A 13,635-nucleotide genomic window follows, 5' to 3' on the forward strand; every position below is an offset into this window, starting at 1 on the left:
ATTCTAGTCAATTTTCTCAATCATTAGTTCGGATGTACTAAATAGATTCGTTTCTTTGGGGTGTGACAGTTCTGGGTGCGGAATGTGGGTTTTAACGGTTTAAGCAACTCAGCAACTGTTTTTGATGCTAAAACCACCAAAGTCTTGGGAACAATTGCCTTGGGTGGTAAACCAGAATTTGCGGTGGCTGATGGCTTAGGGCGAATTGACGTGAACTTAGAGGACAAAAGCGAAATCGTAGCCATAAATGCTAGTAACCTCAAACTTGAGAAATATTCTCCGCTCAAACCTTGCTCAGAACCAACTGGAATCGATATAGATAAAGAACATCGGCGGTTGTTTATTGGTTGTAGAAACCAAATCATGACTGTAGTGGATGCAAACACTCTCAGTATTAAAGCGACACTGCCAATTGGTAAGGGGACAGATGCGATCGCTTATGATCCAATGACTGGACTAGCTTTTAGCTCCAACGGCTCAGGTTCGCTGACAGTGGTACATGAAGACTCTCCCGACAAATTTAGTATTGTCAAGAGTGTCGTCACCGAGCCAGGAGCGCGGACAATGGCATTAGATTTAAAGACCCATCAGCTATATTTGGCTACAGCTAAATTTTCAGCAACTTCTACCCCCGTCCCAGGACAGGTACGATCTAGACCTTATATTATCCCTGGTACTTTTGTGATTCTGGTTTTAGGAGATTGACCGAATAATTACTAATCCGTAATTCGTAATTCGTAATTAATGGTACAAGCCCTTCAATTTATTGATTTGTTAAAAAACATAATTCTTTTTTTCAAGCCCCTAACTATTGCCCGTGGTGTAACAATTACGAATTACGTTAGCGTAGCTCTAGCGATCGCAGTTAAGATTAGACCTCTTGCAAAAGTTTTTTGTGGTATAATAGAAACTTTGAGAATTTGCGATTAGGACTTTGAGGAGCAGTGAAAATAGAGAAAGCTAAACAGCTGACTGCGAGAAAATTTAAACGCATGACTGGAGTAAGCCGTAAAACTTTTGAGTTAATGGAAGATGATGTTAAAGCTGATGCTCAAAATAAAAAGAAACCAGGTCGCCGGCCTAAACTAATTATTGAAGACCAAGTTTTAATGGTTATTCAATACTGGAGGGAATACCGTACTTACTATCATATTGGATTAGACTGGGGGCTTTCAGAATCCGCAGTTTGTCGGACAGTTTTTAAGATTGAAAAGATATTAATTAAGTCAAAAAAGTTTAGTTTACCTGGTAAAAAATAATTATGGAAAATGTCATCTGAAGAAAATTTGGTTGTGATGGATGTCACGGAAAGCCCGATTGAAAGACCTAATAAAGGTCAAAAAAGATTTTGGTTCTTCAGTACTTGTTATGCCAAATTATTAAAATATAGATATAAAGCAATGTCAAAAAATGTATAAATAATCTGCTAAAAGTATTATAGGGATTGACATCTAAAGAATATTTCTTGTTAACTGTAAATAGGACTACAACTATTTTTATATAAATTTACAGTTATGACTAGCAAAAGAGATATTAAAATTCTCACAGAACTTCTTGATTTAGGAGATATAAAAGTTATATCACATCGCCTTCATGATGGAATTGGAATTATTTTACAAACCAAATCAAAAAAATTATATAGTATTTGCCCCAGGTGTGGTACCTCAAGTCAGAAATTACATCAAAATCATCGACATATTGTTAAAGACTTACCTTTTGGAGATCGTCCAGTATTTTTAGAAATTAATAGGCGTCAATTCAAATGTGAAATATGTAAAAAACCGTTTAGTGAAAATTTAAATTTTGTCAAGAAGAAAAGAACTTATACAAAGCGGCTTGCACAGAAAACAATACAAGAAGTTTTAGAAAACGATATCCATACTGTAGCTTCAAAAGGAATAGTCACAACAGAAGAGATAGAACGTATGTTAAAAGACGTATCGGAAAAATTATCAAATTCAAAACCTCTAAAATTAAAAAGACTGGGAATTGATGAGATAGCTCTAGTTAAAGGAAAAGGAAATTATTGTGCAGTACTAATAGATTTGGATACATCCAAACTGATTGCTATTTTAAGTGGGCGTACTCAAGAAATAATAAAGGAAACTCTTATAGGCTGGGGAACTGAAGTCTTAGAGCAAATAGAGGAAGTCAGTATAGATTTTTGTATTGGTTATAAGAACCTGGAGTTTGGACTAATTCAGATTCAACCAGCAATTAAGAGAACGTCAAGACAAAGTTACCCAATTTCTTTGAGAAACTGAGTCAAGCTCAATTATGAAAAAATCAGTCCAACCTAAGCAGCAGTTGAGTCGGCTTTGTTCAGTGATTCTTGGGATTTAGCTTTTTTAGGTGCGTGTTTTTTGACAGTGGGATAACGTGGACGTAGAGGTGGCTGATGCCCTTGGGCGCGACCAGGTGATTTACCGCGAGTTTTAGGGGGTTGAGCAGGAGTACCAATGGCGGCTAAAATTATTGGAAAAGCTTGTGCCACACGTCCTGGAGATAGTTTATCCTGATTCGATTGCCAAGGCAATGGGGAGTCAATACAGGCAACTCTAGCTAGCCATAGTTGCCAAGTTAACAGGGGCATCAGGTGACTCCATCGCTCTGCTGCCTGAGTAGAGCCAAGTTAAGGCTGTGTCCAATATAACCTCTGCTTCGCAAATCGATACCAATGCTCCAGGGTAAAACGGCGCAAGTATTTGTGCCATAGATCCTCTAATGCAGGCATTGTCTGACCCAACCAAGCTAGCCATAAGGGTTGGAACTTACGATAGCGTCCGACTGGTTGGATCACCTCGACACGAATGATTTCCATTGCTCGGTTTGGGGATTGAAGAAAATGAAACCCACTCCAACGCATTACTTTAACTCGACCAAATTTTAGGTCTTCAACTTCTAGAGTTTCAGTTGCTACAGGCCAAGTTTCAGGATCATTGAGCTTAAACTTATGACCATGCTTACACGGTGCGCCTCGTCCTTTATAAGCACTAGGTTTAGCCCATACGCATCGGTTGGAAGCTAAACGCAACAACAGGTCTGCGTTAATCTCCTCCGTTGCTTGCACAAATTTGGCGTTGCCGTAACCTCGGTCATAAGCGGCAAGTGGCCTTTTTCCTAACTCACGAGTGATTTGTTTGAGTTGGAATGCTGCTTTACTTGTTGGCGTTTCAAAGCTGGTGAGCCGTTCATGTTTCAACGGTAATGCCCAACTCCCATCCGCTTCTGGTATCCACGCTAACGTGCTGTAACTTTGCCCGATGCCTATGCTTCCCCTGGAGTCCCCATAAAAAGTTCTTTCTTTTAGCGTCTTCGCTTCTGGTCGTGCCCAAAAGCTATGATCTCCTGCTAGAAATGGCTGTTCATCCGTCGCTATTTCCTGTACCAGCAGCTTCATCAGCTTCCTTTTCGGTGGACGACTATCATGCAGTGCTGCATAAACGCTCGACCATTGCCGTCGAAACACTGGGCTTTGTGACAAGCTTACAAACGATGGGATACTCGGACTTGTCAATACTGCATCCATCAATTCAAATACAGCATCTTTTGCCTTCCCCAAACAATCGTAGACAGCTTGGCGGAATTTTTCTAGTTGTGTCAGGATCATCGCGTCAATGATTTATCGATTACTTTCATTGACTTTACGGCAGTCAGTGTTACTGCTGACTGCTTTTCTCTAGCCTTTTAGTCCAAAGTCCAGAAGAACTTAGTGACAGAATTAATGCCTGAAGCTCAAGTAGTTGCAGATCGATTTCACGTTATGGTTCAGATAAATAAGGAATTAGATACACAGAGAAAAAAAGAAAAGCGCAATACACAAGAGTTAATAAGAAAAGCAAAGACATCAAAAGAGAAATTCCAACAAGAGCAAATCTTAGAAGGATTAAATAAAAGTAAATATATTTTACTTAAAAATGAGTCAGATTTAAACGAAGAGCAAAAAAATAAACTTATTCAGGTCAAAGCTGTGTCTCCTAGCCTAAAATTAATGCATGAATTAAAAGAAAAAATTAGAAGAGTTTTTAATAAAACGAATGATTGGTATACGGCAGTATTTAAATTGGGTATATGGTTATCAAAAGCTAAAAAATATTTCCCAAATAGTAACAATACTTTTATCCGATGGTTTGATGAAATAGTAGCTTACTTTGATCATAGGACAACAAGTGGTGCCGTTGAAGGCATCAATAATAAACTCAAGCTAATTAAGCGTTCAGCTTATGGGTTCAGAAACTTTAATAATTTTAGAGTAAGATGCTTATTAAATTGGCATTTTAATTATTAGTTTAGCATAACAAGTACTGAAGAACCAAGATTTTTTAGTGGCAAACAGGGGGAACATACGTTAAAAATGCAAGTAATTATCCATCAAAAAAGTAGTCAAATCATCTGTTTAGCTCATGGTTTGGGGAAAATTCATGATTTTAAGCTATTTAAAACCAGTGGTGTAAGATTTGGAGAATTACTCAAAGTAATAGCGGATAAAGGCTATCAAGGAATTACTAAAATCCATCAATTAAGCGAAACACCAATTAAAAAACCCAAGGGTAAGAAGTTAACAACAGATCAGAAGAAGTATAATCGAGAACTTAATCGATTAAGAATTACTGTTGAACACGTTAATCGTCGCCTAAAAATCTTTAAAATTTTGGATTATAGATATCGAAATCGTCACCGACGTTTTGGGTTAAGGTCAAATTTAATTGCAGGAATTTATAATCACGAATTAACTCTATAAATCGTATAAAAAATCAAATTTATCCAATAATTTCAGTATTAATCAATAACTGAAGTGATGTTTGCTGAGATATTTTTAATTAACGTAGGCGCAGCCCGCCGTAGGCATCGCCAGATAATACTTGCTATAAAAAATAATAACCTCTTGCTATTTTAATGTCCCAAAATTGAAATAATCCTCAATTATACCACAAAATATTTATGCAAGAGTTTTATTATAGCAGTTCTCCACGATGGCTTCATGTTGCTAGCTCTGTTGTCACAATATAAGAAGCCACAATTCTTTTGGGCAACGCAGTCAACTACCTACACCTGACAACGGCAATAGGTGTCATTTGCTTATCACGTGTAATACGATTGCTGGTATTCTAATAGCGGCAAGACCATTGCCAGACAATTGGCAAAGCAAAAGTAAAACAATGGAAATCGCTACAACCAGAGTACCGCGTTGGTTCGTTCGTAGAGACATTGATGGTTTATTTGGGCTGGCGCTTGATAATTTTATTCAAATTTTATTGATTGTGAATTTGTGCCAAGGAGTGCTAGGCTTTCCTGAATCGTTAGTTTATGGGCGGATTTTGCCAGGTGTTGCAATTAGTTTGATTGTTGGCAACTTCTATTACGCAAGGCTAGCTAAAGAACAAGGTAAACGTGAGCAAAGGGACAATATTACTGCTTTGCCTTATGGGATAAACACCGTCAGTCTTTTCGCCTATATTTTTCTGGTGATGCTGCCTGTAAAATTGGCGGCAATTTCTAGTGGTGCATCTGGGGAACAAGCTGCTCAATTAGCTTGGCAAGCAGGATTGGTGGCTTGCTTTGGTTCTGGGTTGATAGAATTTGTCGGGGCATGGTTGGGAGAGCCACTCCGTCGCCTCGCCCCCCGTGCAGCATTGCTTTCCACTTTGGGCGGTATTGCAATCACTTTTATCGCCATTGGTTTTCTATTTCGTACTTATGCCAATCCCGTAGTCGGCTTGGTGCCTCTTGGTGTGATTCTGCTGACTTATTTTGGGCGAGTGCAATTTGCCATCCCTGGCGGATTGTTGGCAGTTCTGTTGGGAATTAGCCTCGCTTGGGTAACAGGTTTAGCCAGTTGGGATCATGCCAAGTTGATCGCTACCCTGGAACCAATTAGGCTTTACCTCCCTTCTTTGTGGCTCTTAAAATTGTGGAACAGTCGTTGGGTCTTGGTCGATTATTTCAGCATCATTCTACCAATGGGGTTATTTAATCTTGTTGGCAGTCTCCAGAATTTAGAAAGTGCCTCAGCGGCGGGTGATACTTATCCTGTGGCTCCTTGTCTGAGGGTAAATGGTATTGGTACATTGGTTGCTGCTATTTGTGGTTCCTGTTTCCCGACTACTATTTATATTGGTCATCCTGGCTGGAAAGCGATGGGAGCGAGAGTTGGTTACTCTATACTCAATGGTATAATTATGAGCTTGCTTTGCCTAAGTGGAACCGTTGCAATGCTGGCTTACTTTGTACCGATTGAAGCTGGAATGGCAATTGTGTTGTGGATTGGGATTGTGATTGTCGCTCAAAGCTTTACAGCTACCCCGTCGCACCATGCACCTGCTGTGGTTGTTGGTCTATTGCCGGGGATTGCTGGTTGGGGTGCGCTAATTGCAAAAAATGCACTTCGTGCAGCAGGCTTGGGCACGCCGGAAAAACCTTTCACACCAACCTTGATTGAGCAGTTTAAGTTGAGCGATACGTATATTGATGGGGCTTTTGCTCTAGAGCAAGGGTTTATTTTTTCCGCCATGATTTTAGCTGGTATTACAGTTTACATTATTGAGCGCAAGTTTCGCCAAGCTGCCTATTGGTCTATAGTCGCTGCTGTCATTTCCTGGGTTGGGTTGATGCACAGTTATCGTTGGACTGTTGCAGATACAGTTGTTAATCTGGGCTGGGGAACTGGTGCGCCTTGGGCTATTGGCTATATAATACTTGCAATTCTCTTTTTCTATGTTGATTGGCAAGAAAGACGTAAGGCTTGATGCTATCGCTCCTCAGTTCCTAGCCGCCAAGGATACGAATCAAGTTCATACCCTTGGCGGCTCACAGACATGGTTATTGGTGATGGGGCGCTTGCTCAATGAAAATTATTGCGATTTCTGGAAGTCTCAGACCCAATTCTAGCAATACTGCCTTGCTTTATGTTGTAGCAAAACTTGCCCCTAAAAATTTGGATTTGACGATTTACAAAGGGTTAACTGATCTGCCACACTTTACTCCTGAACTTGATGGTGATACTTTGCCCACGTCTGTAAGAGATTGGCGTGGGCTGCTGGAAAAATGTGATGGAGTAATAATTAGTACACCGGAGTATGCTTACGGAATGCCAGGTGTCCTGAAAAACGCACTGGATTGGATCGTTTCATCAGGTGAGTTAGTAGGCAAGCCAGTAGCTACTATCAGTGCATCTCCTTCCGAATTGGGAGGTTCAAAAGCTCATGCTTCACTAGTGCTGACGCTGGCTGCTTTAGCCGCAAATCTTGTCGAAGGTGGGTCAGTAACTATCCCGTTTATTGGTAAAAAACTAAATGCAAATGGGGAACTGACAGACTTGAACACGGTGCAGTCGCTCAAATTTCTCCTTGATGCCCTTGTGCGAGGAATTATAGACAACCGAAAATAACAGAAACTTGTACTCTATAAATAGACTGCTGAGGATGCTATTAAAGAAAGTACAATCACATGGCTTCATTTGATAAATTTCTGTACCATCGGAGTGTGCGCCCTCTCGATATGCTCCAAGGTGTAGTTACTTCTATCCTGCTACACTCTATTTTTTTAGTGGGGAGCAAATATTGGTACAGAGCTTTGATGCATGAGCCAAAGCAAGAAATTAGCCAAGAGATTCCAATTGAGATAGTTGAAGTTCCTCCTCAGAAAACAGACATAACTTCTCCTTCCTCATTGAGGGCTACCAAAAATTCTCTTGCTGGCGGTAAAGCTTTGCCAAAAAGACCCATTTCTGTGGTGAAGTCAGCGAATCTGGTAGGACAGAAAGCCGATAACGAGCGTTCTTTTGACTTAACAGCCTCATCTCCTCTCAAGGTATTCCAGACACAACGGCAGCAGCAGAAAACGGAATTACCAAATCGATTTGGTCAACAACCGCAATTCAAATCTCCAAAAACGGCATCTGCATCTGCAAGCAAGACACAAGTATCTAACTCTCAAAAAATTGCAGTAGTATCAATGACCACACCACTGCCAGTTCCATTTTTTAAAACAGCACCCAATCCAAAGCAAATATCTTCAGTATCTGTAACTACAGCGCAAGTACCTAACTCTCAAAAAATTGCAGTAGCACCGATTACTACGGCACAGCCAGCTTTGCATCTGAAAACAGCACCTTTGACAACACCTTTAGTACTTAACCCAAAACAAATACCTTCAGCACCTTCAACCACGGCACAACTACCTAATTCTAAGAAAATTGCAGTAGCACCCGTGACTAGACCACAGCCAGCCCAGTTGGGAAAAACAGCATTTGAAAGAGCTACGACACTACCAGTACCCAGGAATCCGAAGAAGTTAAGGCAGTCGAGAGTTGGATTCAGTGGGCAAACACCGACTCAAGCTCAGTCATCTCCAAAAACAGGTGCGGCAAGTTTGTTGGGTGGTACTGTGGGTGTATCTAGTCAGAATTATCGCGCCGACCAACTTGCAGCTGTGCCTAATTCTAACCGCGATCGCATTGGGACTTCTGGTGTTGATGCCAGCAGTCAAGATGTAGACCTCACCTCTTACTTAAACAAATTAAAGCAACGCGTTCAGCAGCAGTGGCTACCAGGAATGAGCCAGTCTAATCGGCGAACGGTGCTTAACTTCACTGTTAATCGTTCAGGTGAAGTTAACAATCTCAATATTGTACAAACCTCTGGATTTCGTGTAACTGATGAAGTAGCAATGAATGCGATACAGCGAGCTGCACCTTTTGCACCTTTGCCCACAGGATATCGCAAGAACTACATTGATATTGAATTTACATTTGATATCAATGTTTTTGGCGAACTAAATTTATCGAGGGATGGTGGCTAACAACAGGTAAACAGAGTACTTCCTGGTTGGTGATATCGATGAAATCTGCTATATAACCAAGGTTGAAGTCTTCTCCCAAACTCTTACCTAACAATTTTAAGGATGTTAATTTTCGCGTGTTGCTATAAGATTATTTATTTTACCGTTCTGAATAAGAGGTAATAATGCTAGATTTCGATTACTTGCAATGTTTCAGGGCGATTTATGAACAAAGGTGAACTAGTGGATGCTGTAGCAGCAAAGACCAACATCACAAAAAAGCAAGCTGATGAAGTCATTAGTGCTTTTTTAGCAGTCCTTACTGAGGCTGTAGCCAATGGTGAAAAGGTAACGCTCGTCGGATTTGGGTCATTCGAGCGACGCGAACGCTCAGAACGCGAAGGGCGTAATCCGAAAACCAATGAGCCAATGACAATTCCGGCGACCAAAGTGCCTGCATTCTCTGCTGGAAAACAGTTTAGAGAAAAAGTAGCGCCATAGATGAATTGCTTTACCACTGACAATCCAATCACTGCAAAGCTGTAGCGCTCGCTCTTATAAAGACAGAGTATGGGTATGGCAATCTTAGGGGAAACGTGAATGTTGAATTGCAGATGTAAAAAAAGCGCGATCGCTTGCTGTTGCGTCCACAGCACAAAAGAGCAGCCTAAAGTTAACTAACAATTTGGGTTATCAAGCTAAATAGCACGCATAGCGAGAAAGACGATGGTCACTGGGTACATTTCTTGTACAAAGCCCAGCATCGGCGAAATGGTTTTGTACTGGTATGCCAGTGTTTTGAGAACCAATCTTAGCCCGGTCGATAGCATCTACAAAACGTTTCCACTTTTTATAGCCCAGTAGTTACATTAACTCTCTTGCTAGCCAATATTCTTCTCCTTGGTTAGCAACATGACGAATACCGTCAAAAGAGGTACTGTTGTTTGACCCGTTAAAATTCAAGAAGTTAGACATAACTATCCCTTTTGTAATGGTGTAGTTAAGGCGATCGCGTGCTTGACGGCTGGTGATCGCTTTTTGCTTTAACCCAAACTAGTCAGAATATAACAGTTATATTATGATAATGTCAAGTGAGACTTGCCGAGAACTCATTATGGTAGAATTAGACGTTATTGCCAGCATTAATTGGAATGCAGCTTATGGAGAACGCTTAAGAGAAATGCGTGGCAAAGTCTCCATGCAACAATTAGCCGATGAAGTCACTCAAAAATTTAACTATCCAGTGACAAAGCAATATATAGCGATGATAGAACGTCCTTTTGGAGATAAAGCCTCAAAGACTGTCTCCTTCCAACTGCTTCGATATATATGTAATATTCTGGGTGAAGATGTGCAAGACATTTTTGGTTCACCTAAAATCATCCAAAAGTCATACCCTATTAAGACAAGTGACTTTTGACAAAATGACAAGTCATACTTTACTATAGATTATATAAGGGAGGAAACGAGCGGTTGCCTCCCAGCTAAATATAGAATCGCTCACCACAACCCCAAATTTGATTAACACAAAACATAGATTTGAGAAACAAGAACCCCCCGTCGTATAGCACAAGGTACGCCAGGTAAAGTCGGCTGGGGGAGATACTCAAGATCACTCAATAAATCCACTCATCCTGCAATTAGGGCAACCACTCAATACCTTCTCTAGAGCCTTGTGCTGTGAATTCTTCCTAGAAAATAACTGAAATTCAGAAACATGAGGCTACGCCGAATCTTTTTGAGAGCGTTGCGGTAAACCACAACGTTGTTCACGCAAAACAAAAGGCGATCGCCGTCCCTGGAAAGTCTGCGATCGCCTTTTTACCCCAAACAAGAGGTATTTCTAATGATGACACAAACTTCAGCCCCTACGCTAACAAAAGATCCGTTAACCACACGCGATCGCCAAATCATCGCAACCATTGTGAATCAGTCAGACTATTCAAAAGAGTGCCAGCCCGAAGATGTAGTGACTATCTGGATAAACTCGGATGATATCGTGTGGGTAAAAATGACCCACGGTTATGCTCGATACCACAAAAAATCTTTCAAACGCGCTGTTGCAGAGGTGAAAGCGAGTCTTTCTGCTCCAGTAAAGTGCAATCACGAAGAAGATGAGGAATTGAAACAAGCTGCTGAGAAAATTGGCTTGTTGGGTGATTGTGATTGGCTATCGTTGAGCGTCCAATACCATTCTGATAAAGTAATCGGTCACGCTGGTTGTTATATTTCCCACAAGGCTCGAATATTAACCCCACCGGCTGAATGGGATTTTACACTGCCGAAGTGGAATGTGCCTGCTGCCATCTGTCCAGATTGTGGTGGGCATGGGTGCGGTAACTGCTCGTATCGCGGGACTCGTGCAGAAGACTTGTGTACGCCAGTGGACGGCTATCGACTGATCTATGTAGGACGCACTAGCCTTCAGACGGCTCACAATGTATATCTAGATGGTGAGTTCTTGGGAATTGTCTTCAAGGTCAGAAACGTTGATGAGTTATGGGAAAACGACCCTAAGACTTACTATTGGCGCTGTGGCGATGGAGTGCAGCATTGGAGTGTGAAAGAGGCTGTAGAGGTGCTATCTAGGGCAACTGCTCCGATTGAACTGCCGCAAGTTCGTCGGGAGTTGGTAGCAGCGTAAATAGAATAGTGGGTTTTTATATCCACCACTAAGAGCTTTTCTTAACCTCGTAAAATAAAACACAATTCGCCAGGGACAAAATGATCCAACAACCTCATGATAAATTTGCCAAGCAGTTTTTAGAAGAGTTACTTTCTCCCTTTGGGGAAGTAAAAACTAACAGGGAAGTCACTGATGAAACAAGATTTGTTGATGTGTTATTTTCGCCAACACCAACATCTGCTGCTAATGCAGAAACTTTAGGATTATTGGGGAGAATAGCGGTATTAAATACTACTTTGCTAGAACCGTTTCGCAATCAACCGAATAGAACAGAAGTACGTAGTTGTCTACAAAAATTATTTACTGTGATTGCAGACGCACAGCGTAAAGCGAACAGGGAAGACACAACAATAGCGGAGAACGAGCTAGCACAACTGTGGATTATTTCTCCCAGTGCTTCAAAAGCTTTGCTCAAGGCTTTTGAAGCTAAACTAGATTTAGACAATTGGATGAGCGGGGTGTACTTTCTGCCTCTTGGTTTAAGAGCAGCAATAGTAGCGATTAACAAGCTACCGCCAACTCCAGAAACACTATGGTTTAGACTCTTGGGGAGGGGAAAAGTACAAAGGGAGGCAGTAGAAGAACTGGTTGCACTACCACCATCCGATCTTGTACGCCGGAACGTACTGGAAATAATTTATAGGTGGCGTATCAGTGTAATGACACAGACAGAATTAACCAGAGATGACCAGGAGTTGATCATGAACTTAACTCAAGCTTACGAAGAAGCAAGAGCAGCAGCGGTACAAGAAGGTGTGGAGCAAGGAGTACAGCAAGGGCAACGTCAAGTTATAGAAAACTTGTTAAGATTCCGATTTGGTTCTGTGGATGAAGAACTTTCAAGAGTAGTCGATAGTTTGTTGCAGTTAACACCAGAAGAGTTTACTCCGCTATGTCTTGAATTATCTCGTGAAGATTTGCTGGCAAGATTTAATTCACACTACTAATCCGTAACTAAAAATAATTAGTAATAGAAAGCGCTTTTGTGAAATCAAGAGCGCTGTTTTATTGGCTCTACGCTTCATATATCGCAATTAAACGGCTGCGCCAATGCAAAAGTGAAAATGCTTTTGGTACAAACAAATGAACCCTCAAGAAAATGCCGAATTACTTGCTGCCTTGATGCGCCAAGAGGAACTACTCAAGCAGCTGATCGCTTCAATCAATAAACCAAAACTGGGATTGCACTCTGATGCTGGCAGTTGCAAAATCTACTGCAATCGTCAGCACGGAGGATTATGGTACACACTAAATGGTGAACCGAGTGATGTCCCTCAAACTGCCTTAACTGGATATCTTAAAGAACTACGGTTTGAGAATACAGAACGCCGCAAAAAAGAAACCTGCAAGTTGCTGATAACTATTCAAGCAGACCGGACGTATATTTTAGAATCCGGTTATGATACTCATTTTTCTAAAAGCTTGTTAACCGCGATCGCAACTCTTACTCCAGAACAACTATATTCTCCGATTACACTACAGCCGACTCCAGGGACGACAGATGAAAGCGTCTTATTCTGTCGGGTATGGGTTGGGTCGGAATTAGTCATGGCATCCTACAACGAAGAAACGAACTGGCGTGAGGTCAGTAAACAGGCAATTGCTGTAACAAAAGCTGCTCTTGAAATGGTGTGTTAGTCCTAAAGATGAAGTAAGGCAGGATTTACCTGCCTTGTGTGTCACTAAAATCAGCTTCATTTCACGAATCTAACCATTGCACATCTGATTGACAAACACATTACCAACTTATGTCAAAACTATGACAGCCAAAAGTTGTAAACAGGGCTTGAGAGACTGTAGCTATAAGTGACTCAAGCTTTGTCTACAGCTAATACGTGCTGTTCAACTATTCAAAACTAATCACAGATGACTATTACAATTGTTCACCCCAATGTCGAAAATCTGCAATCATTTTCTGACTTGTTTGACCTGGAAAAACTATTGCAATCTGACGGGGTTCTACCGTGGCTTTTAGCAAATGGCTGGAACTACGACGATCAATCTTGTTTGATTGCAAATATTGTTGATGAGTCTACAAGTCTGGATGAAGTTTGGGACTCCAAAGAGTTTGATTTTAATGCCAGGGTTAGCGCATCTCAAACCCTATTGACAGTAGGATTCTAGGAGAGTGTTGAATTTGGGAGAGCCGCCGCCAAAACAGAAACCATATA

10 protein-coding genes and 5 pseudogenes are annotated in these 13,635 nt (G+C 41.1%); 14 read left to right on the forward strand and 1 reads right to left on the reverse strand.

Annotation, left to right across the window (positions count from 1 at the left end; all coding sequences use genetic code 11):
- Positions 1–84: 84 nt before the first annotated feature.
- The 3 genes and pseudogenes from V7L31_RS30165 to V7L31_RS30175 form a co-directional block, all read left to right on the forward strand.
- Positions 85–705, forward strand: a complete 621-nt coding sequence (locus V7L31_RS30165) for a YncE family protein (RefSeq protein WP_334699637.1) — start codon at positions 85–87, stop codon at positions 703–705.
- 239 nt (positions 706–944) lie between these two features.
- Positions 945–1,352 (forward strand): annotated as a pseudogene (locus V7L31_RS30170) (helix-turn-helix domain-containing protein); the annotation flags it as partial.
- A gap of 162 nt (positions 1,353–1,514) precedes the next feature.
- Positions 1,515–2,201, forward strand: a pseudogene (locus tag V7L31_RS30175) (transposase family protein); the annotation flags it as partial.
- A 95-nt stretch (positions 2,202–2,296) separates the two neighbouring features.
- Here V7L31_RS30175 and V7L31_RS30180 read toward each other — a convergent pair.
- Positions 2,297–3,610, reverse strand: a pseudogene (locus V7L31_RS30180) (NF041680 family putative transposase).
- 93 nt (positions 3,611–3,703) lie between these two features.
- Here V7L31_RS30180 and V7L31_RS30185 point away from each other — a divergent pair.
- From V7L31_RS30185 to V7L31_RS30235, 11 genes and pseudogenes are all read left to right on the forward strand, one after another.
- Positions 3,704–4,288 (forward strand): annotated as a pseudogene (locus tag V7L31_RS30185) (ISL3 family transposase); the annotation flags it as partial.
- A 21-nt stretch (positions 4,289–4,309) separates the two neighbouring features.
- Positions 4,310–4,741: pseudogene (locus tag V7L31_RS30190) on the forward strand (transposase family protein); the annotation flags it as partial.
- 418 nt (positions 4,742–5,159) lie between these two features.
- Entirely contained in the window at positions 5,160–6,746 is a 1,587-nt protein-coding gene (locus V7L31_RS30195) for an NCS2 family permease (protein ID WP_334699639.1), read from the forward strand.
- A 98-nt stretch (positions 6,747–6,844) separates the two neighbouring features.
- Positions 6,845–7,387 carry an NADPH-dependent FMN reductase gene (locus V7L31_RS30200; RefSeq protein WP_334699640.1) on the forward strand — a complete coding sequence of 181 codons (543 nt, stop codon included), beginning with the start codon at positions 6,845–6,847 and terminating at the stop codon, positions 7,385–7,387.
- A 59-nt stretch (positions 7,388–7,446) separates the two neighbouring features.
- Positions 7,447–8,799 (forward strand): TonB family protein, encoded by a 1,353-nt coding sequence (locus tag V7L31_RS30205; protein WP_334699641.1) that lies wholly within the window; start codon positions 7,447–7,449, stop codon positions 8,797–8,799.
- A gap of 204 nt (positions 8,800–9,003) precedes the next feature.
- Positions 9,004–9,279: an HU family DNA-binding protein gene (locus V7L31_RS30210; RefSeq protein ID WP_334699642.1), complete on the forward strand. Its 276-nt coding sequence runs from the start codon at positions 9,004–9,006 to the stop codon at positions 9,277–9,279.
- A 613-nt stretch (positions 9,280–9,892) separates the two neighbouring features.
- Positions 9,893–10,198: a helix-turn-helix transcriptional regulator gene (locus tag V7L31_RS30215; RefSeq protein ID WP_334699643.1), complete on the forward strand. Its 306-nt coding sequence runs from the start codon at positions 9,893–9,895 to the stop codon at positions 10,196–10,198.
- A gap of 426 nt (positions 10,199–10,624) precedes the next feature.
- Positions 10,625–11,422, forward strand: coding sequence for a hypothetical protein (locus tag V7L31_RS30220; protein WP_334699644.1), 798 nt, complete (start codon positions 10,625–10,627; stop codon positions 11,420–11,422).
- Positions 11,423–11,502: 80 nt separating this feature from the next.
- On the forward strand, positions 11,503–12,411 hold the full coding sequence (locus V7L31_RS30225) for a hypothetical protein (RefSeq protein ID WP_334699645.1): 909 nt from the start codon (positions 11,503–11,505) through the stop codon (positions 12,409–12,411).
- A 136-nt stretch (positions 12,412–12,547) separates the two neighbouring features.
- Positions 12,548–13,102, forward strand: a complete 555-nt coding sequence (locus tag V7L31_RS30230) for a hypothetical protein (RefSeq protein WP_334699646.1) — start codon at positions 12,548–12,550, stop codon at positions 13,100–13,102.
- Positions 13,103–13,330: 228 nt separating this feature from the next.
- Positions 13,331–13,588, forward strand: a complete 258-nt coding sequence (locus tag V7L31_RS30235) for a hypothetical protein (RefSeq protein ID WP_334699647.1) — start codon at positions 13,331–13,333, stop codon at positions 13,586–13,588.
- The last annotated feature ends 47 nt before the right edge of the window (positions 13,589–13,635 follow it).

Origin of the sequence: Nostoc sp. (assembly GCF_036916655.1) — a bacterium.
GTDB lineage: Bacteria > Cyanobacteriota > Cyanobacteriia > Cyanobacteriales > Nostocaceae > Nostoc.